The organism is Polynucleobacter sp. CS-Odin-A6, from assembly GCF_018882095.1.
In the GTDB taxonomy this organism is placed as follows: domain Bacteria; phylum Pseudomonadota; class Gammaproteobacteria; order Burkholderiales; family Burkholderiaceae; genus Polynucleobacter.
The window spans coordinates 150,325-172,733 of the sequence record NZ_JACVPD010000002.1 but is presented as its reverse complement, the minus strand read 5'-3'; the positions used below and the strand labels follow the sequence as shown (position 1 = coordinate 172,733).

The window sequence follows — 22,409 nt, the reverse complement described above, 5'->3', positions numbered from 1 at the left end:
CAAGGGGTAATAAACCCCAAATTTAAAGGTTGAATCAGCAAATTCCGATTAAATTTGCCTTAACATCAACTTAAATATATACTTAGATATATATTTAAATATGGAGGAATGATGGAAATCCTACTTACCTCTTTGACAGCATCTCTGACTGAGTTGCGGGAGCCCAACAAGGTAATCGCGAAGGCAGGAAATAATCCTGTCGCGATCCTCAATCGCAACGAGGCGATAGGATATTTTGTGCCCAAAAGCGCTGTCTCCAATATTGAGATTAAGCCGATTAGCGATGAACAGGTCGGCACTTTTTTGAGAGACGATTTACATGAAATTAGTCATGTATTGGAGTACCTGAAGGATAAGTAAAAGCATGACTCAGTTCAACGATCTTAATACATCGCAGATCATCGCAATCCACGACGCTGTCATCGGCGCTAATGAGTTACAGGGTTTAGCAAAGGATAAATCTCTAGACGCAGTTTTAGCTAGAGTTCATAATCGCTTGCAATATGGATTTATATCTGATGCCTGCGACTTAGCTGCATGCTATGCAACCTTTTTAGCGAAGGGGCATTGTTTTAATGATGCCAACAAAAGAACTGCAGCTACCGCCTTATTTCTGATACTTAAGAGTAATCATATTTCGATCCAGTTTTCTGGATACGCATTGGGTGACTGGATTATTGAAGTTGCTACAGATCAGAAGACTGAGGTTGAATTGGCTGCTTGGTTGAGGTCGCTAAGTTAAGGTTTGATTAATACTAGCCTTAATAGATAGACTTAAAAAGCCTAAAACTGAAATTCCCTGTAATGCCGATACAGATTAGCTATCGAGGCAAACCCGAGCACCACAATTAGAACTGCAAATAGGTATTCCATCGTGAGATAGGTAAAGATGCCTGCTTGTATTGCGATGGCAGCAGCAATAAATGCTGCGATGGCTCCTAATACTACGAGTTTGAAGTTCGGAATAAAGGCGCCGAGTGTAATGGCGACGAACAACAAAATGAGATCTGAAACGAGTTGATCTGCTAACAGAAAAATACTATTAGTGAGTTCTGGATTGGTGACTTTTCCCAAGATGGCAATCATTAAAATACTGGCAAGGACTGCAAAATTAAGTTTTGATTTATTGAAAATTGTTTTGAGTTGATCGTTCATGTTGACGTTACTGATAACTTAGTAATTAGGACTGCCACTAAATACGAGGCTGATACCAATCCACAAAACAATAAAAGCAACCAAGATGGTGAAGCCCAGTTTCTTGAGAAAGTATTCCAGGCTATCCATATAGACAGGATCGTTACGACCAAAGTATTGATCGAAACGTTTCCACACCAGTCGACCCACTAATAGGGGAAGCAACATCGCAACAATGCCTAGAATGACGGTAAGTGTGGTGTCCATTAGATGTGTTTGCTTTCTTGCAAATGACTATTGATTATTGTTGATGACGGGGAAGTCATACAGCATACAGGGATTATCTATGAGAATTGCCTTTCTCAGACTTGGATCACTAGCCCAATCTCCGAATAGATCGCAGAGATCAGCATCATGTGGCATCTGTTTTTTGACCATCACATGGGGCCAATCGCTCCCCCAGATTAATCGGCTACTGTTGGCTTTAATTACTTCATCATTGAACGGTCGCATATCTTCATAGGGAAAGCCCCCATCACAAATGCGATAAGGACCTGTCATTTTGACCCAGGCTTGCTGATTTCGGAGTAGCTCTAGCAAACCCTGAAAACCATTGTTCTGCACGCCATACTTTGCATGGCAGTAACCAAAATGCCCAAATACTAAGTCCACTGGAAAATCAGCAAAGATTTTTGCAAGATCGGGATATTCATTCACGTGGGCTAGTAGCTCCAAGTGCCAACCAAAGGGTTTAATGCGCTGGGCGATTGCAGTTAATTGCTCTATAGGTAAGCCGGAAGATTTGTCAGCAACATCCACCACATTACAGCGAATGCCCCGAACACCAGCCTGATGAAGAACCTCGAGCTCTTGATCTGAAATAGCGGCATCGATGACGGCAACCCCACGAAACTTGTTCGGGTAAGTAGATAGCGCTGCAAGCATGGCTCGATTGTCAGTGCCATAGACACTTGGCTGCACCAAGACAGCCCGATCAATGCCTAAACTATTTAATAAAGATTCATACTGGGTGAGTGTGGCATCTGGTGGTGTGTAAATACGCTCCTCTGCATAAGGAAACTTTACTGCTGGACCGCAGACGTGCGCATGACAATCTACCGTCCCCGCCGGAAAGACAATCTGTGGCGATCGAATTTCTGGATCTGGGGCTTGGCAGAGGGGCGCTGAATTAGAGTTCAAGTTGAAGGAATTCGGTTGCTGTAGTTAGTTACTGCGGTTCAATGTTGGCGTCTCTAGCAATCTTTTGATACTTCGCCATTTCTTCACGGACAAATTTACTGAACTCCGTTGGGCTCATTGGAGTCGCTTTAATCCCCTTACTTTCATAGGCCGTTTTCACCTCGGGATTTTGCATCGCTAGATTGATATCTTGATTGATCTTTTTCACAATCGCTGCGGGTGTCCCTGCAGGAGCCCAAACACCAAACCACAGGCCAATCTCAAACGTCGGATAGCCTAACTCTGCAATGCTAGGGATGTCAGGCACTGCAGCATTGCGTGCCTTACTAGTCACGCCCAGCGCACGCACTTTGCCTCCCTTTAATTGTCCAATTGCGGTATCGAGTGGCGCCATGTAAAAGGCAGTGCGACCAGCCATCGTGTCTTGAATGGCTTCCGGGGATCCTTTGTAGGGCACATGAATCAGTTTAATGCCCATCATTTGATTAAAGTATTCAGCGGCAAGATGAGTAGAGCTACCAACGCCAGCAGATGCGAAAGTTACTTCACCTGGTTTGGACTTAGCTGCAATCACTAAATCGCGAATAGATTGATAGGGGCTGTCTGAAGCAGTAATTAAAACGTAAGGAGTTTGACCTAGGATATCTACATCCACCAAACTTTTGAGTGGGTCATAAGGCAATTTTTTATAGATTGCTGGATTAGCAGCGTAAGAAGCGGATTGCACCAAGAGGGTGTAACCATCAGGCTCAGAGCTGACAACTGCGCCAGTACCAATCAGGCCTCCAGCCCCAGGACGATTTTCAATAATGACGGATTGTTTCCAAGTTTCAGAAAGGCTTTTGGCAACAATGCGGCCGGCAATGTCAGCGCCAGATCCGGTGGTCAAAGGTACGATCATCTTGACGGTCCGATTCGGATAGTTTTGCGCGCTGGCAGGATGAGAGATTAGACCTAAAGCCAGGGCAAAACCGAAGAAAGCGCTCATTATGAGATGGCTTTTGTTCAAGTGAGGGGATTGCAATATCTTTCGCATCATGTCTCCAAAGTATTTTTATAGTTTCGTTAGATAATCTACCATGCTCTCCTTCAGATCGCCATGATCAAGATGGAAAATAAAATAATGAAGTATTCGCTAGAAAGTTGAAATAAATGAGTCAAGCATTAGAAAAACAGATCGTTAAGGTCAATGGCATAGACATTGCGTATCGATTTGATGGGCCCAGTGATGGGCATGTGGTACTGATGGCTAATAGCTTGATGTCCGACTGCAGTATGTGGGATTGGAATGTACCTGCATTAACTGACCGTTATCGTGTCCTTCGTTTTGACAAGCGTGGACATGGAGACTCCGAAACTACTCCAGCGCCATATAGCATTGCTCAATTAGCGGATGATGCCGTTGCTTTGCTCGATGCGCTCAAGATCGATCAAGTCCACTTCATCGGTTTATCGATGGGCGGCATGATTGGGCAACAGTTAGGTGCTCGCTATCCAGAGCGTATTTACTCCCTGTCTCTATGTGACACCGCTAGTGAAATGCCCCCGCGCAGCTTGTGGGAAGAGCGTTTTGAGATTGCCCGTAAGGAAGGAATTGCAGGCTTAGTGGATGGCACGATCAAACGCTGGTTTACAGCCCCTTTTATTGCCCGCGCCCCTAAGGATATTGCCAAGGTACGTGAGATGATTTTAAAGACGGGAGTGGATGGTTACTTGGGTTGCGCTAGCGCAGTGAGGGATATGGCCCAAACCACCATGCTGCTCAAGATTAAAGCGCCTACACTCATCTTGACGGGTCGCCAAGATCCTGCCTGCACAGTGGACCAGGCTATTGTGCTCAATCGCATGATTGATGGATCAAAGCTGGTCATACTGGAAGATGCCGCGCATTTATCAAATATTGAACAACCTGAGGCATTTAATCGGACTATCCGCGACTTTATTGATACAGTAGACAACAACTTATAGGAGATAAGAATGACTGAATTATCCGTGGCGCAAATAAAAGAAATGCGTACAGCTGTTTTAGGTGCAGCTGCTAAAGTGCCTGGTGCTCTGATTGGTCTGGGCATTTTATTTATTGTCTTGGGAATGATTGGTATTGCTGGTCAGACATTGTTCTCTTTTGTCTCCATCAACATTCTAGGTATCTTCTTAGTTGCTGGCGGCATTTTGCAAGGCGCACATGCTCTGAAATCATCGGGTTGGAAGAGTATGGGTGTGCAATTAATCTTGGCGGTGCTCTATGTTGTAGCTGGTATTTATACTTGGGCTTTTCCAATCCCTGCTCTAGAAGTCATTACGCTTTGGCTCGCGGCGATCTTCTTCATCACGGGTTTTCTGCGTCTGATCTCTGCCTTTCAGCATCGCCATTTTCAAGAATGGTTTTGGTTGGTATTGTCTTCTGCCATCTCCTTTTTGATGGGTGCGCTCATCATGGCTGGCTATCCAGAAAGTAGCTTGTGGTTACCTGGATTATTGATTGCGATTGAATTCTTATTGCAGGGTTGGTCTTTGTTATTTCTTGGCTTGGCTGCACGCTCATTAACGAAGTAATTAAGCTATTACTCAAATTTCCCAAGAGCTAATGAAATGAAAAAAACCGATCTATATAAAAACCTGGCTTTGGCAACTGCGCAGCGCATGAAGAATGCCACTAAAGTGCCAAAGCCTGGCGCAGCGGAGGATGTCGCCAAGACCAAGAAAGATCTGGCTAGCAGTAATCCATTGCTTACTTCTTTGATCGGTAAGACCAAGTCAAAGTAGTTCATTTAATAGGGTTGGGAGATATTGTTTTGAGAATGCGGTCTTTTCAAGCCCTACGAGTAACGGCATTCGCAATGGGATTAATCGCCCCTGTGAGCTGGGCTCAAATTGCACCCCCACCAAATTATGATCAGAAGCTGAGTGACGTAGTGGTCAATGCCACCCGTTCAGATACGCCTTTAGATCAGATGCCCCTGAATACGACGATCTTGACTAAAGAGGTATTAGAGAGTTCACCAGATCAAACCATTGATCAAGTGCTGAAGAATGTCCCCGGCGTATTTTTGAATGATGTGCCCTACTATCAAAAGGATCCTACCGGTCAAAGTATTAATGTGCGAGGTTTAGGTTACGGGCGCACACTCGTATTGATTGATGGCTTACCCGCAAACGATGCATTTTATGGAACGGTGCAGTGGAACTTGGTTCCAATGTCGTCGATTGAGTCGGTGGAGTTTGTGCGTGGTGGAGTATCCAATCTATATGGTAACTATGGCATGGGCGGCGTAATTAATATCAACACTAAGACGCCTAAAAATAGCGGCCAAGAGCTATCGGCCAGTTATGGATCCTTTGCTACAGGCAATGTAGCAGTCTCAAAAGATGTGATGGTGTCTGATGCCATGCAGATGCGTTTATCCGCTGATTACTTTTCGAGCGAAGGTTTTCAGAATTACGCAACGATTTATCCTGGCTCACCAGCGAATATTAAAAATGGCATGGGCACAGATGCGGTCAAGAATTCGAATATCCGCCTACAAAATTACTTTAAGCCCACGCAAGATACCAATGCTTTCTTGCGCATGGGTTACAGCACGATGGCTGATTTAAGCAATAACTATGCAATTGCACCCAATCTCATTCAGATGGCTGATATAGCTGCTGGCTCAACCACGCAACTCGATGTGGATAAAAAAGCGCAAGTGAATGTGTACTACCAAAATACAAATTTTTATAAACAGACGGCAAATAATTTAACGGCCGCTCCCTATAAGCCTTATATCAATGCGAACTATACGGATCCTTACTCTACTCTTGGGGCTTCAGCTCAATACACCCATGATCTGAAGTTGGCCGGAATTGATCAATACATCTTGGCAGTAGATGCTAGAAATATTTCCGCATCGAATCAAACCAATAATCTGGCCTACACAGGTGCAGTCAACTCGGTTAACTATGCGCAGGGGCAGCAGAATTTCTATGGCCTCCTGGGACAACTCAAATCTAAAGCAAGTGCTATACCATTAGAGGCTACCTTAGGTGCACGAGTCGATGCTTGGAATAGTCAGACACCAAACTATTACACGGCCAATTCTGGCAGTGCCCCAACCTATTCAGCGGTGCCAAATAAGAGTAAGACCCAGTTAAGCCCTTCTTTGGGTTTACTCTATAGGGCTAGTGCGGATTGGGATTTGCGATCTGCGGCGTATCAAGCTTTTCATGCGCCTAGCATGAACAATACTTTGCGGAGTTATGGCAATTCTGTCAGCGGATACTCCTTAGCTAACCCGAACCTGACGCCTGAGACGATGACTGGCTATGAGGTCGGAACGGACTATCGTTGGAAGAATGGTTTTGCACAACTGACTGCATTTAATAATTACATTCAAAACGCCATTACGAGCTACAAAATTACGAATACCAATTTAGCATTTGCCACTAGCTTGTGTGCATCCGCGGGCATTTCAGGTTGTGGTGCAAGTACAGGCGGATATACCAATGTCAGTTATTACACCAATCAACAAAACCTGTTGAGCCAGGGCTTAGAGTTTCAGTATCACCACGATATCAATCCGCACTGGGGTTTAGATGGAGGTTATAGCTACACCAAAACAACATTGACTTGGAGTGCGACTAGCGACCCGATTAATACTCAGGTAGGTGGCGTTCCTAGAAACATGGGCAATATCGGCATGACGTATTACCCAGTGCCGCAAGCAAGCCTGACAGCTACGGTGCGTTATGTGGGAAATTCATGGATGGCAACCGGCTCTCTGCCTGTTCCAGCTTATGCCGTCGTTGGCCTGAAGGCGAACTATCAAATGACTCCGCAGGCGGCGGTTTTTGCATCGGTAGTGAACCTATTGAATCGCCAGTACGTCACCTTTAATATCGCATCACAAGCTAGCTCCTACCAAGCAGGCATGCCTCAGGCGATTACCGTGGGCACTCGCATCCAATTCTAGGAGTGTTGTCTAAGGAATAACCCTAGTACGTCCAAGCGATTCTGCTGCTAGAAGAGTGATTAAATAGGGGCTAAGCTCGAAATAAATAAAAAATTCAGGGAAAAAATTCAAATGAAAGTAATCAATACACTAGCGATGAATAAGTTTGCCTCCTTGGCAGCTGTTTTATTGGCATCTTCACTGATTGGTTTGCAAGGCTGCTCAACGGCCCCGACAGCGACAGCAGAAGCTCCTAAGCCAGCAGCTGCGCCAGCCTGGAAACAGGGTATGGGCGCGGATATGTCCACCTCAAAGTTGGCGCCCTTAGCAGGCAAGATGACGGCTACCCCGGCGAGCGATATTCCTTTGAATACTCTGAAGTTACCCCCTGGCTTCAAAATTGAACTTTATGCAACAGGTATTCCTGGTGCGCGTGAAATGGCCATGGGTGACAACGGTAAGATTTATGTTGGCACTCGTGCGATTGGGCGCGTGTATGAGGTGAGCAATGATGGTAAAGAACGTACCAGCCGAGTAGTGGTCGATAAATTGGTGCAACCCTCCGGCGTTGCCTACAAGAATGGATCGCTTTATGTCATGGCGATTGATAAAGTCTTGCGCTACGACGGTATCAGCAAAAATCCTAATGTGGCACCAGTTGACATGACCTCTAAATTCAATCTGCCACCTGAGCAACACCATAATTGGAAGTACCTTGCCTTCGGCCCCGATGGAAAACTATATGTTCCATTTGGTGCGCCTTGCAATATTTGCGAACTGCCAACTCCAGAATATGCGCAAATCCGTCGCTACAATCCCGATGGTTCGGGCATGGAGGTCTTAGCGACAGGCGTGCGTAATACGCAAGGTTTTGACTGGCATCCCATTACCAAGCAACTTTGGTTCACTAACCACGGCCGTGACTGGATGGGAGATGATTCTCCTAATGACACTCTGAATATTCTCACTAAAAAAGGTGAAAATTTTGGGTTCCCTTATTGCCATGAAGGTAATATCCCGGATGACCAGATTGTGAAACCCAATCCATGTGCTGGAGTGACCAAGCCGATTGCACTGATGGGCCCTCATGCCGCTGTGATGGGTATCAAGTTTTATACCGGTAATATGTTCCCAGCGGAATATCGCAATGTGGCCTTTATTGCACGCAAGGGTTCTTGGAATCGTAATACCAAATCAGGTTATGACGTCGTGACTGTAAAGGCTGATGCAGACGGCAAGAATGCCAAGATTACCCCTTTCATCACCGGTTTCCTGAATTCAGGCGATCAATCCTTCTGGGGTCGTCCTACCTTCTTTATGCAAATGCCTGATGGATCGATGTTGTTGACCGATGAGCAGTTAGGTGCGATCTATCGAATTACTTATAGCAAGAAATAAGTCTTGGTATCTGTGCAGTCTATAAAAATAGCGGCGTTCATCTCGGGAGTTTTTCTCTCGCTGGTTGCGCCGCTTTCTTTTGCGCAGGACATGAGTGCTAAATTGGCTGTTTGCGCCGCATGCCATGGCGCTGATGGAAATGCCACGATGGCCGGTGTCCCTTCTTTAGCAGGACAGCCAAAGGTATTTCTTGAAAATAATCTCATTATGATTCGCGAAGGCATTCGAGAAATTCCAATGATGCAGGGGCAGTTAAATGGATTAACTGATCCGCAAATTATTGCCCTAGCAAAGTTTTATTCAAATCAGACCTTAAAACCCGAACCAGGTAAACGTGATGAGGTCCTCTATGAACGGGGGCAGTTGCTTTCAAAACAAGCCCTCTGTGGAACCTGTCATTTACCGGACTATGTTGGTCGTGAGCAAATGCCAAGGCTTGCCGGGCAGCGCGAGGATTACTTATTGCACTCGATGCGCCAATTTCGCAATAATCAAGCTACTGGTCGAGATACGATTATGGCTGCTTCCTTGTATGGCATGAATGACGATGACCTAAAAGCAATTGCGCAATATCTGTCGCAATCAAAATAAGGTTTAGTGAGTTAATTCGGCAAGTAGCAAAGCTCTCTGTTAGAGTGGCTCACTGACACTTACTACCTTTGCTGAGCTTTTAAAAAGAATACTGCGTTGCAGTCAAAAAACCATTTCCTACTCGTTGACTTTTTAAAGACTTTTGCGGCTTTAATTATTATTCTTCACCACCTTTCGAGTTATGGTCAGATCGCGGAAGATGCTCGCCAAGCTTTACCAGGGATCATGACCTGGTTATTTGAGTATGGACGTTACGCTGTACAGATTTTTTTGGTGATGGGGGGATACTTAGCTGCTCAATCGCTTACCCGTAGTAACGATCTAAAAAATTTCCGAACTATTTTAAAGATGATTTTCAATCGCTACTTGCGCCTGTTTGTGCCATATGTGGTGGCGCTAGTGATCACTATTGGTGCTGCTTGGGTAGCGCGATTTTGGGTTCAAGACGAATTTGTTGGCCAATCAGAAACCATGACTCAGTTTTTAGCGCACCTATTTTTTCTACAAGGTATTCTGGGGCTCGATTCCATCTCTGCTGGCGTTTGGTATGTAGCGATTGATTGGCAGCTCTATGCTATTTTGACCATCCTACTGGGAATGTTTCCTAGACTGCGTTCTGCAATATGGATCTTGACAATACTCTGCGTTACTTCCTTGCTGTATTTTAATCGACGCGGTTCTTATGAGAACTATTTCATCTATTTCATAGGTGCTTATGGCTTGGGTGTACTTGCTCAGCTTTGTAAAAATTATCCTGATTTATCGGTTAATCGCATTGCTAAAATTATTTTTTTACTAGTAGGGCTAGTCATTATTGCCTCTAGCTTTGAACAATTTTGGCTCAGAAATTTCCTAGCTTATGGCGTCGCTATCGCTCTGATCTTCTGGGGGGATAGAGCATACAAAGATCAGAGACAAGTACATAAGCTCCCTCAGCATCATTCTAGGCGCCATAAAATAGTGAATGGAATTTTGTGGGGCAGCAGAAGATCGTATTGCGCTTTCTTATTACACTTCTCTTTTGTTTTGCTCGCAAACAGTCTGTATATCGGATGGGGTATGGCTCAGCGCCATGATGGAGTGATGGCGCTTGCTCTGCTGTTTATCGCTTTAGTAGCAAGTTGGATGGCTGGGAACTATCTCTATCGCTGGATTGAAGTGCCTTCACGACACATCAAGCTTTAAATTCCCATCTCTTTTAAAACACGGAAGATTTCACGATAAGCTTTAGGCTGTTTGTTTGTTTCTTTTTCCTTGCGTGCATTACGAATGAGCGTACGCATAGTCTGAATATCCATATCCGGATATTGCTCAATCATTTTAGTAAACGTCTCATCATTAGCGATCAATCGATCACGATAGGATTCTAAATAGTGAAGTTTTGCAGTCTCGGCTTTACTAACACCTTGAATGGCACCCAACCGTTTCTGAATCGCGTCAAGCTCTTCACCATCTAAAAAGCGCATGAGTTTGCCAAGGTACTGTTTATGACGTCTGATGGCCTCAAAACTCTTGATCTTATTCGTTTCTGCAATGGCGGCCTTGATGGCTTCATCCATGGGGATAGTTTTTAAAGCATCGCTACTCAGCGCTGCCAGAACCTCAGCCAGCTTCTGGCGCTCGGTCATCTGGCGCTTTAGTTCTGACTTGCTGGGACCTGCGTCAAGATCTTCTTTCTTGGGGGTCCGGTTCTTTTCATTGACGTGCATGGCGCTATTTTAGACGGGTATTGGGATGACAGCTTACTCCTTGCTCAGTTTCTGCTTTAGCAGTTTCAGATCAGCGCTAGAGAATAGCTGGCTTCTTCCAAGGAGCGATGTAGGTTTTAATCTACCTGCCTGAACATATCTACGTAAGGTAGGAAGTGAAATCTCCAAAAATTCTGCAGCCTCTTCTGCTGAAAAGGTTGCATTTCTGAGGTGTCCAAACACTTGCTCATGCGTATAGTCGCTATCTTGAAATGCATTTATCGCAATTAAAGAGAAAAATTTGATGCGCTCTTTTGAGGGCATTTTTTGCACGTGAGCAAATAGATCTTCTGCAGTCATGTATTGAGTCATATATAAAACTCACTTTCTATATTAAAGTGGCTTGAATTAGTCATTTGAATCGAATAGATTTTTTTAATTGCGCATAAAAGTTTTCATGTATACCGATTTGGAAAAATTCAATCCAGGTGATTTCAATTGCACAAGCAAAACAATCAAATTGATAAGCCATCAAATATTCCTGTGCATTAAAGCGAAACTTATAAACAAAAATCCCACGGAGATCGCCTTGCTTTTGTTCCCCTACCCTAGGGTTATTGCAAACTTCAGCGACCCTGATTTCAATTGCTAACTGCAATGGCTTGGAAGCCTTTTTTACAAATTGGGCAAATGCTCTTTTATAAGTGGTTCTCATGATCTAATATTAGATCAAATATGATCCTATATCAAATCAACAAAAATGACAAGAAATACCTGTTTTTTTGTATTGGTAAATAATAAGAAAGAATTCGTTATCGCCTTATTAGATGCAAAGACTATGAATCGAGCAAACTCCTACGACTACATCATCATCGGCGCCGGCAGCGCAGGTTGCATGCTGGCCAAACGCTTGACTGAGAATTCCGCTAAGCGTGTGCTCTTAATTGAGGCTGGCAAGAATGACAACTACATCTGGATTCATATACCGGTGGGTTACTTGTATTGCATTGATAACCCCCGCGCAGACTGGCGTTTCAAAACAGCAACCGAAGCAGGCTTGAATGGCCGTTCCTTGTTATACCCCCGAGGTAGAGTCTTGGGTGGCTGTTCTTCTATTAATGGGATGATCTATATGCGCGGCCAAGCTGGCGATTACGCCTCTTGGGTCAAAGCAACAGGAGATGATGCTTGGTCCTGGGAAAATGCCTTAAGACGCTATAAGTCATTTGAGGACTATCACGGCTCAGCCAATCAATGGCATGGTAAAAGTGGTGAGTGGACGGTCTCTAAGCAACGCTTGCGTTGGCCCATTATGGATATTTTTAGGACTGCTGCTGTAGAAGCGGGCATCCCTCAATCGGATGACTTTAATCAGGGTGATAACTTTGGTGTAGGTTACTTTGATGTGAGTCAGCGCAAAGGTTGGCGCTTAAATACCTCAAAAGCATTTTTGCGTGATGCTGCTAAACGCCCTAATCTTACGGTCGTCACTGAGGCAATGGTCAATAGACTATTAATTGATCCGAGCTCTAAAAATTGTTACGGTGTGCAATACATCAAAGATGGCAAAACGATAGAGGTGCATTGCACTCATTCCAATACAACCCATGCCGTCAATCAAGGCGAGGTAATCTTAAGCGCTGGTGCTATTGGTAGCGTACAAATTCTGGAGCGCTCCGGTATTGGGTCTGCTGCGCATCTCAACAAGCTAGGTATTCCAGTAATCACCGATTTGCCGGGTGTGGGCGAGAATCTGCAAGACCATTTGCAATTACGCATGATCTATAAAGTCAATGGTATTCAAACTTTAAATACCAAAGCCAACACGCTCTTTGGAAAAATGATGATTGGTCTGGAATACATTCTGAAGCGTTCCGGCCCGATGTCAATGGCGCCATCGCAGCTTGGTGCATTCGCCTACAGCTCTCCTGATCAATCCTCAGCCAATCTGGAATATCACGTACAGCCTTTATCTTTAGAAAAGTTTGGTGAAGATTTGCATCCCTTCAATGCCATTACTGCCAGTGTTTGTAACTTGCGACCTACCTCGCGTGGCAGTGTGCATATCCACTCCACCGACCCTGAGGAGCCACCCGTGATTGCGCCGAATTATTTATCTACGGACGAAGATCGTAAAGTGGCCGCTGAAGCATTACGCTTAACGCGCAAGATTATCGAATGCCCAGCGCTCAAACCGTATTCGCCTGATGAGTACAAGCCGGGTAAGCAATATCAATCTGACGAAGAGTTGATTAAGGCTGCCGGTGATATTGGCACAACGATTTTTCATCCGGTAGGAACCTGCAAGATGGGGCGCGATGATGATCCGATGGCGGTACTCGATTCTCAATTGCGCGTCAGAGGAATTCATCATCTGAGGGTAGTGGATGCCTCAGCAATGCCAACGATCACTTCAGGAAATACTGCAGCGCCCACCATGATGATTGCGCAACGCGCCGCTGAATTACTCGCTAGTGAATAGTTCAAAAATTCATCGCAGTTCACAATTACCAGCCAGCCATCTCCTGTTGGCCTTAGTCATTGTTGCGGTCTGGGGCACTAACTTTGTGGTGATTAAAAACTGTCTTGCTTCATTCCCCCCTTTTTACTTTGCTGCACTACGTTACTTATTTGCCTTATTGCCATTGGTTTTTTTTCTACCTAGGCCAAAGGCCTCCTGGGGCAATCTCTGTATTTATGGTTTGGCAACAGGGGTAGGTCAGTTCGGCATCATGTATTACGCCGTTAATAGTCAGATCTCACCAGGCTTAGCCTCTTTGGTGGTTCAGACGCAGGTTTTCTTTACCATTGGTTTTGCCATGCTCTTTACCAAAGAGCGGTTGCAGCGTTATCAGGCAGTAGCAGTAGCGGTAGCCATGACGGGTCTAGGCGTGATTGCGCTGCATACTGATGCCACTACTACTTTCTTGGGATTAGCCTTAGTGGTGTTTGCGGGTTTCTCATGGGGTATCTCCAATACAGCAAGCCGTCAGGCTGGCTCTATTAATATGCTGTCCTATGTTGTCTGGGGCAGCGCCTTCTCCATTCCCCCTTTGTTATTCATTGCACTGTTATTTGAGGGTGGTCCTGCGCATTTATGGGATGTGACGCTCTCCGCTTCTGTGGGGGCATGGATCGGTGTCCTTTGGCAGGCATGGGCTAACACGGTATTTGGCTACGCTGCTTGGGCTTGGCTACTCTCAAGGCATCCAGCTGCCGTAGTGGCGCCCGCACCATTGTTAGTACCCATTTTTGGTATGGGGGCATCCACCTTCTTTTTGGATGAACCTTTGCCGGCCTGGAAAGTCATGGCTGCTACCTTGGTTATTACTGGTTTGGTAGTAAACCTCTTCTGGCCTGCCTTAAAAGGGCGAATTCGGCAGTATTTTTAAGAACAACTTTGAACCCTGAGGGCTAATGTAAAACCCTAATATCAAGCCCTTTTTTTACCCCTATATTGACTGTAAGATGGACAGTTGTTTTAAAGCTTTGCCTACAACCATTTATTTAATGAGTACTTTTAGTCATGGAGACTTTATGAACATTCGTCGTCATATTTTTGCGGTAGCTGCTGCTGCAATGTTATCAACCGGCGCTTATGCTGCCGATATTAAAGTGGGTGTCGCTGGTCCATTTACTGGCGGCTCATCTTCAATGGGCGTGAGTATGCGTGATGGTGTGCGCCTTGCTGCCAAGGAAATCAATGCTGCAGGTGGTGTTAACGGCAATAAGATTGTTTTAGTTGAGCGCGACGATGAAGCGAAAAACGAGCGTGGTGTTCAAATTGCTCAAGAGTTGATTAATAACGAAAAGGTAGTCGCTACCCTCGGTTATATCAATACTGGTGTGGCTTTGGCATCCCAGCGTTTCTATCAGGACGCAAAGATTCCTGTATTAAATAACGTGGCTACCGGTACATTAATTACGAAGCAATTTCCAAACGCTGCTGAAAACTATGTTTTCCGTAACGCCGCTCCTGACAGTATCCAGGCTCCGATGATCGCTAAAGAAGCGGTTGAGAAGCGTGGCTTGAAGAAGGTTGCTATTTTGGCTGACTCTACTAACTACGGCCAATTAGGGCGTGACGACATGGAAAAGGCCTTGAAAACATACGGCGTTACACCTGTTGCAGTAGAGAAATTTAACATTGGTGACGTAGATATGACTTCCCAGTTGCTCAAGGCGAAGAATGCTGGTGCAGAAGTGGTGTTGACCTATGCAATTGGACCTGAGTTGGCACAAATTGCCAACGGTATGGCGAAATTGGGTTGGAAAAAACCATTGATTGGTAGCTGGACATTGTCGATGGCTAGCTTTATTGATACTGCTGGAAAGAATGGTAACGGTGCAACGATGCCGGAGACTTTTATTCAGCAACCTGCAACAACTCCAAAACGTAAGGTCTTCGTAGATACTTACCTCAAAGAGTTCAAGCCAAAAAATGGTGTCATCGCATCCCCAGTATCAGCCGCTCAAGGATACGACTCTGTTTACCTCTTGGCTGCTGCTATCAAGCAAGCCAACAGCACAGAAGGCCCTAAGCTCTTAGCTGCTTTGCAAGATTTGAAGACCCCAGTCGATGGTGTAGTGATGACGTACAACAAACCATTTTCTGCTTCTGATCATGAGGCTATTAAGGTTAAGGACGTAGTCATGGGTATTGTTGAAAACGGCCGCGTTGAGTTCTTAAATGCTGAAGATGCTAATGCGAAGAAGAAGTAATGTGATGCTAGCCAGTGCTGGGAGGTAGTATTTATCCCGCACTGCAGCAATTAAGGTAGTTAAAGAGCAAAACGCCGCCCACCAGGCGGCGTTTTGCTTACAATGTCGGATCGTTCACACAACAGTTTTAGATTCTTTAGGTCTACATCATGGAAATGTTTGCACAAATCCTCTCCAGCGGCATAGCGGTAGGAATGATCTACGCGGTCGTTGCCTTCGGCTTTCAGCTGACTTTCGCCACTTCTGGCACATTGAACTTCGGTCAAGGCGAGGCCTTAATGTTAGGGGCCTTAGTGGGTCTAACTTGCGTTGACTTATTTGGTATGAATTACTGGCTTATGTTGCCAATTGTTTGCATATTCGGCATGGTCCAAGGCAGCTTTGTTGAGTGGGTTGGTGTACGTCCTGCCATCAAAATTAAATCAGAGTTCGGTTGGATTATGTCAACTATTGCCTTGGGTATTATTTTCAAGAACGTTGCTGAAAATATTTGGGGCCGTGATGCACTGCCATTCCCATCGCCTTTGCCAATGGAGCCAATGAGTTTCTTGGGTGCGAATATTCTGCCAATGGAAATTTTGGTGGTAGTGGGCGCCCTGGTCATGATGTTATTAGTTGAGTTTTTTAATCGCAAAACGATTTATGGCAAAGCCGTAGTTGCTACAGCAAACGATCGCGATGCAGCTGGCTTAATGGGAATTAATACCAGCTTGGTTATTACCTTCTCCTATGCACTGTCTTCATTAACTGCCGCCTTTGCCGGCGTATTAATTGCACCATTGACCTTAACTGGCGCGACCATGGGTGGCGCTTTGGGTTTGAAGGCTTTCGCAGTGGCGATTATTGGCGGTCTGTCTAGCGGCCTCGGAATTATTGTGGGTGGTTTGATTCTGGGAATTGTTGAGACAGCAACCGGCTTTTATATTTCTACTGGCTATAAAGATGTACCGGGCTTGATCTTGCTCCTGTTAGTACTGGCATTCAAGCCATCGGGTCTGTTCGGCAAATCTGCGATTAAGAAAGTTTAATGATGAAATTGAAGTCTCTATTGCCTTTATTGGTTGCGATTGTAGGATTATTTTGTTTGCCGCTATTTATTCATAATCCGTATTACATTCACTTAGCTGAAACGATTCTGATTTATACCATTCTGCTATTCGGATTAGATATTGTGGTGGGTTATGTTGGTCAAGTTTCCTTAGGTCATGCAGCCTTGTTCGGAATTGGCTCTTACACTGCGGGCGTGTTGTTCTTTCATTTTGGCTTACCTATTTGGGCAACCATTCCGGCTTCCATTGTCGTCACGGCGATTTTCGGCGGCATCCTAGCTTTACCGGCACTGAAGGTAATTGGCCCCTATTTGGCGATGGTGACCTTAGCCTTTGGAACGATCGCTCAGATCTTAATTAACGAGATGACTTGGTTAACTGAAGGTCCTCTCGGCATCAAGATTCCAAAGCCCGAGCTCATGGGTGTGCCGATGACGAAGGCAGAGTATTTCTGGCTAGTCTCTGCCATCTTGATTATTTCTCTGATCGTGGTGGATCGTTTTGTCAAATCACAAATGGGTCGTGCTTTTGAAGCCTTGCGTGATAGCCCCATTGCTTGTGACTGTATGGGTGTTTCTGTATACCGATTTAAGGTCATTGCATTTGTGATTAGCGCGGGCTTTGCGGGCTTGGCTGGTTGCTTGTACGCTTATTCTGAGCAGTACATCTCTCCAAATACCTACAACAATGAATTAGCCGTGCTCTTCTTGCTCGGCATCATTATGGGTGGACGTAAGTCCCGTTTGGGTGCCTTTATCGGGGCAGCGATTATTGTGTTGTTGCCAAAACTCCTTGATGACATCAATTTATTCCGTATCGTGGCTTCGATCATTGCTATTGTGGTGGTGCTTGGTGCAGCAATGGCTCTGTCCAAGAAAATCACCACGGTCAGACGCGTTGCTATTCCGGTGGCAGGGGTTGTTGGTTTAGCAGCTTTTTCTTTCTGGCTAAATAGTATTTCAGATTGGCGCTTGAGTATTTTCGGCTTCATGATTTTGCTGGTGGTGTACTACTTGCAAAACGGTATTGTTGGCTTTACGAAAAGCTTCTATCAATCGATTGTTGGTAAGGCTAAGACGACGCGTGGGGGAGATGCTGAGGAAGTGGACGACTCCATTAGTTTTATTAGCGCAGTTGGAACGCAAAATGCAGGCACAGAGCTTCTGAAGGTTGATTCTGTATTGATGCAGTTCGGCGGTTTAAAGGCCTTAAATAATGTTGACCTTAGTATTAAGCGCGGCACAATTCATGGCTTGATTGGTCCTAATGGCTCTGGGAAGAGCACGATGATGAATGTGTTAACTGGAATCTATACGCCTACTGCTGGTAATGTGCTGTATGCAGGCCAAAGCGTAGTAGGCCGTACATCATCCGATATTGCTCTTTCTGGTATTGCCCGCACCTTCCAAAACGTGCAACTCTTTGGTGAGATGACGGCGATCCAAAATATTTTGGTTGGTCTACACCACACCTTTAAATCCAATATGGTGGAGATTGCATTACATCTACCGCGTTACAAGAAGGAAGAGGCTGAAGCGCATGCTCGCGCAATGGCCCTTCTTAAATTTGTGGGCTTAGATGATTTGGCAAATGAAGAAGCGCGTAACTTGCCTTACGGTAAGCAACGTTCTTTAGAAATCGCCCGCGCTTTGGCGTTGGACCCTGAGTTATTGCTCTTGGATGAGCCCGCTGCTGGCTTGACTGCACCCGATATTAAAGAGCTCCTGCGCATCATTCGTAAGATCCGCGATAGCGGTATTACCTTCATCCTCATTGAGCATCACATGGATGTGGTGATGTCCGTATGCGATACCGTATCTGTATTGGACTTCGGTCAGAAGATTGCAGAAGGTAAACCCGCTGAAGTTCAGGCAAACGAGAAGGTGATTTCTGCCTACTTGGGTACTTAATCACTAGAACTATATTGAATCGGTAAATACCATGTTATCTATTAAGAATCTTGAAGCAGGCTACGGCAAAGTAAAAGTTCTGCACGGCATCAATATTGATGTTCCTAAAGGGCAAGTCATTACTTTGATCGGCTCGAACGGCGCCGGCAAAACAACGACGATGCGCGCAATTACCGGCATGATCAAGCCTACCGGTGGTGAGGTGACTTTGGGCGGTGAAAAAATTGATGGTTATGACTCTCATAAAATTGCCCGCTTGGGTTTGGCACATAGCCCAGAAGGCCGTCGCGTATTTACGACTATGTCGGTGAATGACAACCTGCTATTAGGCGCATTCCCACGCTTTACAGGTAGTCGCCCTAAGGGTGACATCAAAAACGATTTAGAGCGTTCTTTAGAAATGTTCCCGCGCCTGAAAGAGCGTCGCAATCAACTTGCTGGGACTTTGTCTGGCGGTGAGCAACAGATGTTGGCGATGGCGCGTGCGGTGATGCTCAATCCAGAGATTATTCTCTTGGATGAACCTTCAATGGGTCTTGCGCCGATTTTGGTTGAAGAAGTATTTCGGATTATTTCTAACCTCAAGGCACAAGGCGTCACTATGTTGTTGGTGGAGCAATTTGCTGCTGCAGCTTTGAAGGTTGCTGACTATGGATACGTTCTGGAGAACGGGAAGATTGCTACTCACGGTCCTGCTGATAAGTTGATGGATGATCCGGCAGTAAAGGCAGCTTACTTGGGCGGTGGCACTAGCCACTAAATCCTTGCAATTGCAGTCGTAGTTGTCGTTTTCGTGAAAAGGCCCTCCAATGAGGGCTTTTTCTATTGGAGCAGCACGATTGCCTCTCGAAACAATAGCGCATGGTGGCTCTTAAATAGTAGATTAAATGAATTCCTAATTAATAAACACCACTTTTAAAGTGGTGTTGAAGTCAATCACCACCCCAGATCCCTTGTAAGATGCATGCTGATGGATGCACAAGCCCTTGAGAAGCTCGTACTGATGAAGATGCCGTTTGGTAAGCATGCTGGCCGAGCATTAGCTGATCTACCTGGTAATTATTTGGCGTGGTTTGCTCGGGAGGGATTTCCTAAGGGTGAGCTTGGGGAGTTACTCGAGTTAATGCATACCCTAGATCACAATGGCTTACGAGGGTTGTTAGCGCCGATTCAGCGGGCCCATGGAATCGTTGCCCGTACACGCGACCATTAGTTTTATTTGGTACGCACTATCGCCGTTACGCGATTGCGTTCATAGCTAACGGCGGGAGAGTCTGGCGGGCTACTTTGTAACAGCGTGACTTGTATTGATCCTTGCGCCAGAATCTCCTGGGCTAACTTTTGAGCCAACTCTTCATTGCGGTCATATTGAATTTGGATGCTGGCAACCCGCCCTGATTGAATATCAGAAATAATCGCTTTTACTTTTTGCGGTGAGAGCTGATCAAAAAATACGGGATACCAGCCGCCCATCAGCTGCTTCCCGACTGATTTAACTATTTCAGCCTGCTTATTCGATTTACTGTCACCGCTATCTATCGGTAAATGAAAGTCGATACCTGTTCTCTGAACCAGCTCCGCATAAGTGATCGGTGGACTCATTTGTGCTTCATCGGTATTTTCTATCCAGTAGGCCCAGGCTTTCTTTTTAGCGGGGTCGTAGACTAGTTTATAGATATGCGTTGGAATGGAGACCTTGCTTTTACCAAGACTGCCAGCTTGGCCAGTTGAGCCGGTGTAGACATAAATATCACCCTGGGCACGTTTGATATACATCCTGGTTGGCTCTTCAACTCGCTTGGCCCAAATGCCCTGATTGTTTTGTCTGGCCTGCGGCATCATATTTGCCAGTGAGAAGGACTGAGCCATCCCTCGCTCCCGAGTCATATCACCGGCAGGAACATTATGTCCACGGTCATAGCCGCTGCCCCGATAGTCTGCCAATAGGGAACGCTCGTCGAAGGGAAGCCTAGCCTCTTCGTAAAACTGATTGGTGCGCCGTGGGTGGGGGGCCTGAAGCTGCTCCCCATTCAGTTTCTCAACGGTGTAGATGGGTTTTTTATCAATTGGTGAGTAGTAGATGGCGAAATCATCAAAGCAGAGATCTCGCCCGGCTTGCGCTGTAGTGGGGATTTGCTGTGCTGGAAATAGATCCTGGCATTCATTAAAGAGAGCCAAGGCGCTTAGCGGTACCCAGAGGGTGCTCAACAGCAGAAGTTTAGCCAACCAGTTCATTGCATCTGAGTGTAATGATTACTGACGAGAAAGATCGGGTATGACTTTTTTGATAGAGGGGACCTAGCTTCAGGGAGAATATTCAATTGGCTTTTCGGTACTGCTGATGGCATTTTGCTCAAAGGCAAGGTGCTTAGTACTGGTCAATTGTTATCAAAGATCATAACGAGATGAATACTACCTATAGAGAAAATGGCAGCTCTGAATACTAGATGTATGGGTTTGAGCTTCCATTTAAAGTTGAAAAATAGTAAAAAAGTCTGATTTTTAGTGCTTTTTTATTATGTGGAATAAGTCCCCACTAACTTCCGTAAGTAATTGATATGAATGGATTAATTATCAAATGAGGAAGCCTTAGTGGGGATTGTACCTATTTCAAGACCTATAAGTTATTGAAACTACTTTCTATATTCTTGACTTGATATAAGAACCTTCTTAGGATGAGGCTTGTTAATAACTTATTGCAGTGCAACACAAGTCAGAGTTTAGATTTGTGGGGTGCCGCAAGACCATGAATGATTAAATCTTTTTTTACTAGTTCCAATTATATGAATATGTCCCAGCCAGCCATGGTTGGGGCTAAACAGGTGCTAGCCCGCGCTCTTTCTCCCGTCTACCGGGTCTTGAATGGCTTATTGATAGTGACTGTCTTTGCAACAGTAGGACTCTGGCTATCCGGAAATGGTACTCAAGCAGGTGCTTTTGACTTAGCTCGCATCTTGGTTCCCGACGAAGCCCGCAATCTTGTTTGGAAAAATGGTTTTGGAGTGCTTTATCAATATCAAGAAGAGGCTGCGCAAGCGCTCGCGGACAAAGAGATCGCTAGCGTGATCTATGGAAAGTCTGCTGCCACCACGGGTAATGGATTATTGGGAGTCAAAGGCCAAACAGTCGCTCTTTTGATGCCTTCGGTAGCCCAAACAAAGGTAAGGCCGATTTCCGATTTATCTGATCGTATCCCAGTCTCAAAGATGGATCCTCAGGCCCTCGATTCCAAATTAATGACTTCGATTAAAAATCAACGTGCGGTTGCTGATTTCTTTGAAGATAAGTACAAGCTGGATCGAGCCAAGATTGAAGAATATGTTTCCAACGCCGTGTTGATTGCAAAAGAAGTCAATATCGACCCTGTGTTGTTACTCGCCGTGATCTCAGTAGAGTCAAACTTCAATCCAAACATTAAAAGCCATGCTGGTGCTGAAGGCTTGATGCAGGTAATGACTTCAATTCATCGTGACAAATACGCTTTGTATGGCGGCGCAGCAGATGCAGTAAAGCCTGAAGTCAATATTCGAGTGGGCGCTTATATTTTGAAGTATTTGATTGCTACTTCTGGTTCATTGCGAACAGGTCTTAAATATTATGTCGGTGCCGCCAATGCAGAGAACGACGGCGGTTATACCGATAAAGTGATGGCTGAGAGAAATCATTTGATCAGCTTATGCCAACCGACAGCCCCAAGCAGGCTTACTTTGAACGGCAAAGCTTTGCGTACATAATTTCTATTGTTCGCGTGATGAAAATAAAGGCCACTCAATGAGTGGCCTTAGT

General features: G+C 45.3%; 25 protein-coding genes. 17 read left to right on the top strand and 8 right to left on the bottom strand.

Translation table 11 applies throughout. From position 1 onward, the window contains the following. The first annotated feature begins 108 nt into the window (after positions 1-108). Complete coding sequence (locus ICN15_RS05515; protein ID WP_216201696.1) at positions 109-360, top strand: hypothetical protein; 252 nt, start codon at positions 109-111, stop codon at positions 358-360. Between the two features lie 4 nt (positions 361-364). Beyond that, complete coding sequence (locus ICN15_RS05510) at positions 365-742, top strand: type II toxin-antitoxin system death-on-curing family toxin (RefSeq protein ID WP_216201695.1); 378 nt, start codon at positions 365-367, stop codon at positions 740-742. A gap of 41 nt (positions 743-783) precedes the next feature. On the opposite strand, the gene ICN15_RS05505 is transcribed toward ICN15_RS05510, so the two are convergent. From ICN15_RS05505 to ICN15_RS05490, 4 genes are read right to left on the bottom strand one after another with little or no spacing between them, the layout of a single operon-like run. Next, positions 784-1,155 carry a hypothetical protein gene (locus tag ICN15_RS05505; RefSeq protein ID WP_216201694.1) on the bottom strand — a complete coding sequence of 124 codons (372 nt, stop codon included), beginning with the start codon at positions 1,153-1,155 and terminating at the stop codon, positions 784-786. A gap of 18 nt (positions 1,156-1,173) precedes the next feature. Then, a complete protein-coding gene (locus tag ICN15_RS05500) occupies positions 1,174-1,401 on the bottom strand; it encodes a hypothetical protein (RefSeq protein WP_216201693.1) in 228 nt (75 codons plus the stop codon). A 27-nt stretch (positions 1,402-1,428) separates the two neighbouring features. After that, positions 1,429-2,334, bottom strand: coding sequence for an amidohydrolase (locus tag ICN15_RS05495; RefSeq protein WP_216201692.1), 906 nt, complete (start codon positions 2,332-2,334; stop codon positions 1,429-1,431). A gap of 28 nt (positions 2,335-2,362) precedes the next feature. After that, complete coding sequence (locus ICN15_RS05490) at positions 2,363-3,322, bottom strand: tripartite tricarboxylate transporter substrate binding protein (protein WP_216201691.1); 960 nt, start codon at positions 3,320-3,322, stop codon at positions 2,363-2,365. A gap of 164 nt (positions 3,323-3,486) precedes the next feature. Here ICN15_RS05490 and pcaD point away from each other — a divergent pair, with 164 nt between their 5' ends. The 7 genes from pcaD to ICN15_RS05455 all read left to right on the top strand — a co-directional run bounded on the left by pcaD (position 3,487) and on the right by ICN15_RS05455 (position 10,439). Further along, the gene (pcaD, locus tag ICN15_RS05485) at positions 3,487-4,302 is read left to right on the top strand and encodes a 3-oxoadipate enol-lactonase (RefSeq protein WP_216201690.1); all 816 of its coding nucleotides are present in this window, start codon (positions 3,487-3,489) and stop codon (positions 4,300-4,302) included. 9 nt (positions 4,303-4,311) lie between these two features. Beyond that, positions 4,312-4,890 (top strand): HdeD family acid-resistance protein, encoded by a 579-nt coding sequence (locus tag ICN15_RS05480; RefSeq protein WP_216201689.1) that lies wholly within the window; start codon positions 4,312-4,314, stop codon positions 4,888-4,890. Between the two features lie 36 nt (positions 4,891-4,926). Beyond that, entirely contained in the window at positions 4,927-5,100 is a 174-nt protein-coding gene (locus tag ICN15_RS05475; RefSeq protein ID WP_216201688.1) for a hypothetical protein, read from the top strand. A gap of 35 nt (positions 5,101-5,135) precedes the next feature. Then, positions 5,136-7,286 (top strand): TonB-dependent receptor, encoded by a 2,151-nt coding sequence (locus ICN15_RS05470; RefSeq protein WP_216201687.1) that lies wholly within the window; start codon positions 5,136-5,138, stop codon positions 7,284-7,286. Between the two features lie 111 nt (positions 7,287-7,397). Then, positions 7,398-8,663 (top strand): sorbosone dehydrogenase family protein, encoded by a 1,266-nt coding sequence (locus ICN15_RS05465; RefSeq protein ID WP_255532881.1) that lies wholly within the window; start codon positions 7,398-7,400, stop codon positions 8,661-8,663. Positions 8,664-8,753: 90 nt separating this feature from the next. Further along, on the top strand, positions 8,754-9,254 hold the full coding sequence (locus ICN15_RS05460; protein ID WP_216201686.1) for a c-type cytochrome: 501 nt from the start codon (positions 8,754-8,756) through the stop codon (positions 9,252-9,254). 96 nt (positions 9,255-9,350) lie between these two features. Next, on the top strand, positions 9,351-10,439 hold the full coding sequence (locus tag ICN15_RS05455) for an acyltransferase (RefSeq protein ID WP_216201685.1): 1,089 nt from the start codon (positions 9,351-9,353) through the stop codon (positions 10,437-10,439). Here ICN15_RS05455 and yjgA read toward each other — a convergent pair. From yjgA to ICN15_RS05440, 3 genes are read right to left on the bottom strand one after another with little or no spacing between them, the layout of a single operon-like run. Next, a complete protein-coding gene (gene yjgA / locus ICN15_RS05450) occupies positions 10,436-10,963 on the bottom strand; it encodes a ribosome biogenesis factor YjgA (protein ID WP_216201684.1) in 528 nt (175 codons plus the stop codon). The genes ICN15_RS05455 and yjgA overlap by 4 nt on opposite strands. A 33-nt stretch (positions 10,964-10,996) precedes the next feature. After that, entirely contained in the window at positions 10,997-11,314 is a 318-nt protein-coding gene (locus tag ICN15_RS05445) for a helix-turn-helix domain-containing protein (RefSeq protein WP_216201683.1), read from the bottom strand. A gap of 40 nt (positions 11,315-11,354) precedes the next feature. After that, positions 11,355-11,657 (bottom strand): type II toxin-antitoxin system RelE/ParE family toxin, encoded by a 303-nt coding sequence (locus tag ICN15_RS05440; RefSeq protein ID WP_216201682.1) that lies wholly within the window; start codon positions 11,655-11,657, stop codon positions 11,355-11,357. 123 nt (positions 11,658-11,780) lie between these two features. On the opposite strand from ICN15_RS05440, the gene ICN15_RS05435 reads away from it, so the two are divergent. The 7 genes from ICN15_RS05435 to ICN15_RS05405 all read left to right on the top strand — a co-directional run bounded on the left by ICN15_RS05435 (position 11,781) and on the right by ICN15_RS05405 (position 19,836). After that, positions 11,781-13,424, top strand: a complete 1,644-nt coding sequence (locus ICN15_RS05435; RefSeq protein WP_216202063.1) for a GMC family oxidoreductase — start codon at positions 11,781-11,783, stop codon at positions 13,422-13,424. Next, positions 13,417-14,334, top strand: coding sequence for an EamA family transporter (locus ICN15_RS05430; protein WP_370625421.1), 918 nt, complete (start codon positions 13,417-13,419; stop codon positions 14,332-14,334). Before ICN15_RS05435 ends, ICN15_RS05430 begins: the two co-directional genes overlap by 8 nt. 145 nt (positions 14,335-14,479) lie before the next feature. Beyond that, complete coding sequence (locus tag ICN15_RS05425; RefSeq protein ID WP_216201681.1) at positions 14,480-15,664, top strand: ABC transporter substrate-binding protein; 1,185 nt, start codon at positions 14,480-14,482, stop codon at positions 15,662-15,664. A 149-nt stretch (positions 15,665-15,813) separates the two neighbouring features. Beyond that, positions 15,814-16,692: a branched-chain amino acid ABC transporter permease gene (locus ICN15_RS05420; RefSeq protein ID WP_216201680.1), complete on the top strand. Its 879-nt coding sequence runs from the start codon at positions 15,814-15,816 to the stop codon at positions 16,690-16,692. Positions 16,693-16,694: 2 nt separating this feature from the next. After that, entirely contained in the window at positions 16,695-18,623 is a 1,929-nt protein-coding gene (locus tag ICN15_RS05415) for an ATP-binding cassette domain-containing protein (RefSeq protein ID WP_216202061.1), read from the top strand. A gap of 31 nt (positions 18,624-18,654) precedes the next feature. Beyond that, positions 18,655-19,383 carry an ABC transporter ATP-binding protein gene (locus ICN15_RS05410; RefSeq protein WP_216201679.1) on the top strand — a complete coding sequence of 243 codons (729 nt, stop codon included), beginning with the start codon at positions 18,655-18,657 and terminating at the stop codon, positions 19,381-19,383. Positions 19,384-19,593: 210 nt separating this feature from the next. Continuing rightward, positions 19,594-19,836, top strand: coding sequence for a DUF3820 family protein (locus ICN15_RS05405; protein ID WP_216201678.1), 243 nt, complete (start codon positions 19,594-19,596; stop codon positions 19,834-19,836). Between the two features lie 2 nt (positions 19,837-19,838). Here the strand turns inward: ICN15_RS05405 and ICN15_RS05400 are convergent, their stop codons facing one another. Beyond that, entirely contained in the window at positions 19,839-20,858 is a 1,020-nt protein-coding gene (locus tag ICN15_RS05400; protein ID WP_216201677.1) for a DNA/RNA non-specific endonuclease, read from the bottom strand. A 554-nt stretch (positions 20,859-21,412) separates the two neighbouring features. Here ICN15_RS05400 and ICN15_RS05395 point away from each other — a divergent pair. Continuing rightward, complete coding sequence (locus ICN15_RS05395) at positions 21,413-22,357, top strand: transglycosylase SLT domain-containing protein (protein ID WP_255532880.1); 945 nt, start codon at positions 21,413-21,415, stop codon at positions 22,355-22,357. Positions 22,358-22,409: the final 52 nt, after the last annotated feature.

Bases quoted from the DNA above. Each gene is read 5' to 3' on its own strand.
- ICN15_RS05515 (WP_216201696.1), top strand. From the start codon at position 109: ATGATGGAAATCCTACTTACCTCTTTGACAGCATCTCTGACTGAGTTG.
- ICN15_RS05510 (WP_216201695.1), top strand. From the start codon at position 365: ATGACTCAGTTCAACGATCTTAATACATCGCAGATCATCGCAATCCAC.
- ICN15_RS05505 (WP_216201694.1), bottom strand. From the start codon at position 1,155: ATGAACGATCAACTCAAAACAATTTTCAATAAATCAAAACTTAATTTT.
- ICN15_RS05500 (WP_216201693.1), bottom strand. From the start codon at position 1,401: ATGGACACCACACTTACCGTCATTCTAGGCATTGTTGCGATGTTGCTT.
- ICN15_RS05490 (WP_216201691.1), bottom strand. From the start codon at position 3,322: ATGAGCGCTTTCTTCGGTTTTGCCCTGGCTTTAGGTCTAATCTCTCAT.
- pcaD (WP_216201690.1), top strand. From the start codon at position 3,487: ATGAGTCAAGCATTAGAAAAACAGATCGTTAAGGTCAATGGCATAGAC.
- ICN15_RS05480 (WP_216201689.1), top strand. From the start codon at position 4,312: ATGACTGAATTATCCGTGGCGCAAATAAAAGAAATGCGTACAGCTGTT.
- ICN15_RS05475 (WP_216201688.1), top strand. From the start codon at position 4,927: ATGAAAAAAACCGATCTATATAAAAACCTGGCTTTGGCAACTGCGCAG.
- ICN15_RS05470 (WP_216201687.1), top strand. From the start codon at position 5,136: ATGCGGTCTTTTCAAGCCCTACGAGTAACGGCATTCGCAATGGGATTA.
- ICN15_RS05465 (WP_255532881.1), top strand. From the start codon at position 7,398: ATGAAAGTAATCAATACACTAGCGATGAATAAGTTTGCCTCCTTGGCA.
- ICN15_RS05460 (WP_216201686.1), top strand. From the start codon at position 8,754: ATGAGTGCTAAATTGGCTGTTTGCGCCGCATGCCATGGCGCTGATGGA.
- yjgA (WP_216201684.1), bottom strand. From the start codon at position 10,963: ATGCACGTCAATGAAAAGAACCGGACCCCCAAGAAAGAAGATCTTGAC.
- ICN15_RS05445 (WP_216201683.1), bottom strand. From the start codon at position 11,314: ATGACTCAATACATGACTGCAGAAGATCTATTTGCTCACGTGCAAAAA.
- ICN15_RS05440 (WP_216201682.1), bottom strand. From the start codon at position 11,657: ATGAGAACCACTTATAAAAGAGCATTTGCCCAATTTGTAAAAAAGGCT.
- ICN15_RS05435 (WP_216202063.1), top strand. From the start codon at position 11,781: ATGAATCGAGCAAACTCCTACGACTACATCATCATCGGCGCCGGCAGC.
- ICN15_RS05425 (WP_216201681.1), top strand. From the start codon at position 14,480: ATGAACATTCGTCGTCATATTTTTGCGGTAGCTGCTGCTGCAATGTTA.
- ICN15_RS05420 (WP_216201680.1), top strand. From the start codon at position 15,814: ATGGAAATGTTTGCACAAATCCTCTCCAGCGGCATAGCGGTAGGAATG.
- ICN15_RS05415 (WP_216202061.1), top strand. From the start codon at position 16,695: ATGAAATTGAAGTCTCTATTGCCTTTATTGGTTGCGATTGTAGGATTA.
- ICN15_RS05410 (WP_216201679.1), top strand. From the start codon at position 18,655: ATGTTATCTATTAAGAATCTTGAAGCAGGCTACGGCAAAGTAAAAGTT.
- ICN15_RS05405 (WP_216201678.1), top strand. From the start codon at position 19,594: ATGGATGCACAAGCCCTTGAGAAGCTCGTACTGATGAAGATGCCGTTT.
- ICN15_RS05400 (WP_216201677.1), bottom strand. From the start codon at position 20,858: ATGAACTGGTTGGCTAAACTTCTGCTGTTGAGCACCCTCTGGGTACCG.
- ICN15_RS05395 (WP_255532880.1), top strand. From the start codon at position 21,413: ATGTCCCAGCCAGCCATGGTTGGGGCTAAACAGGTGCTAGCCCGCGCT.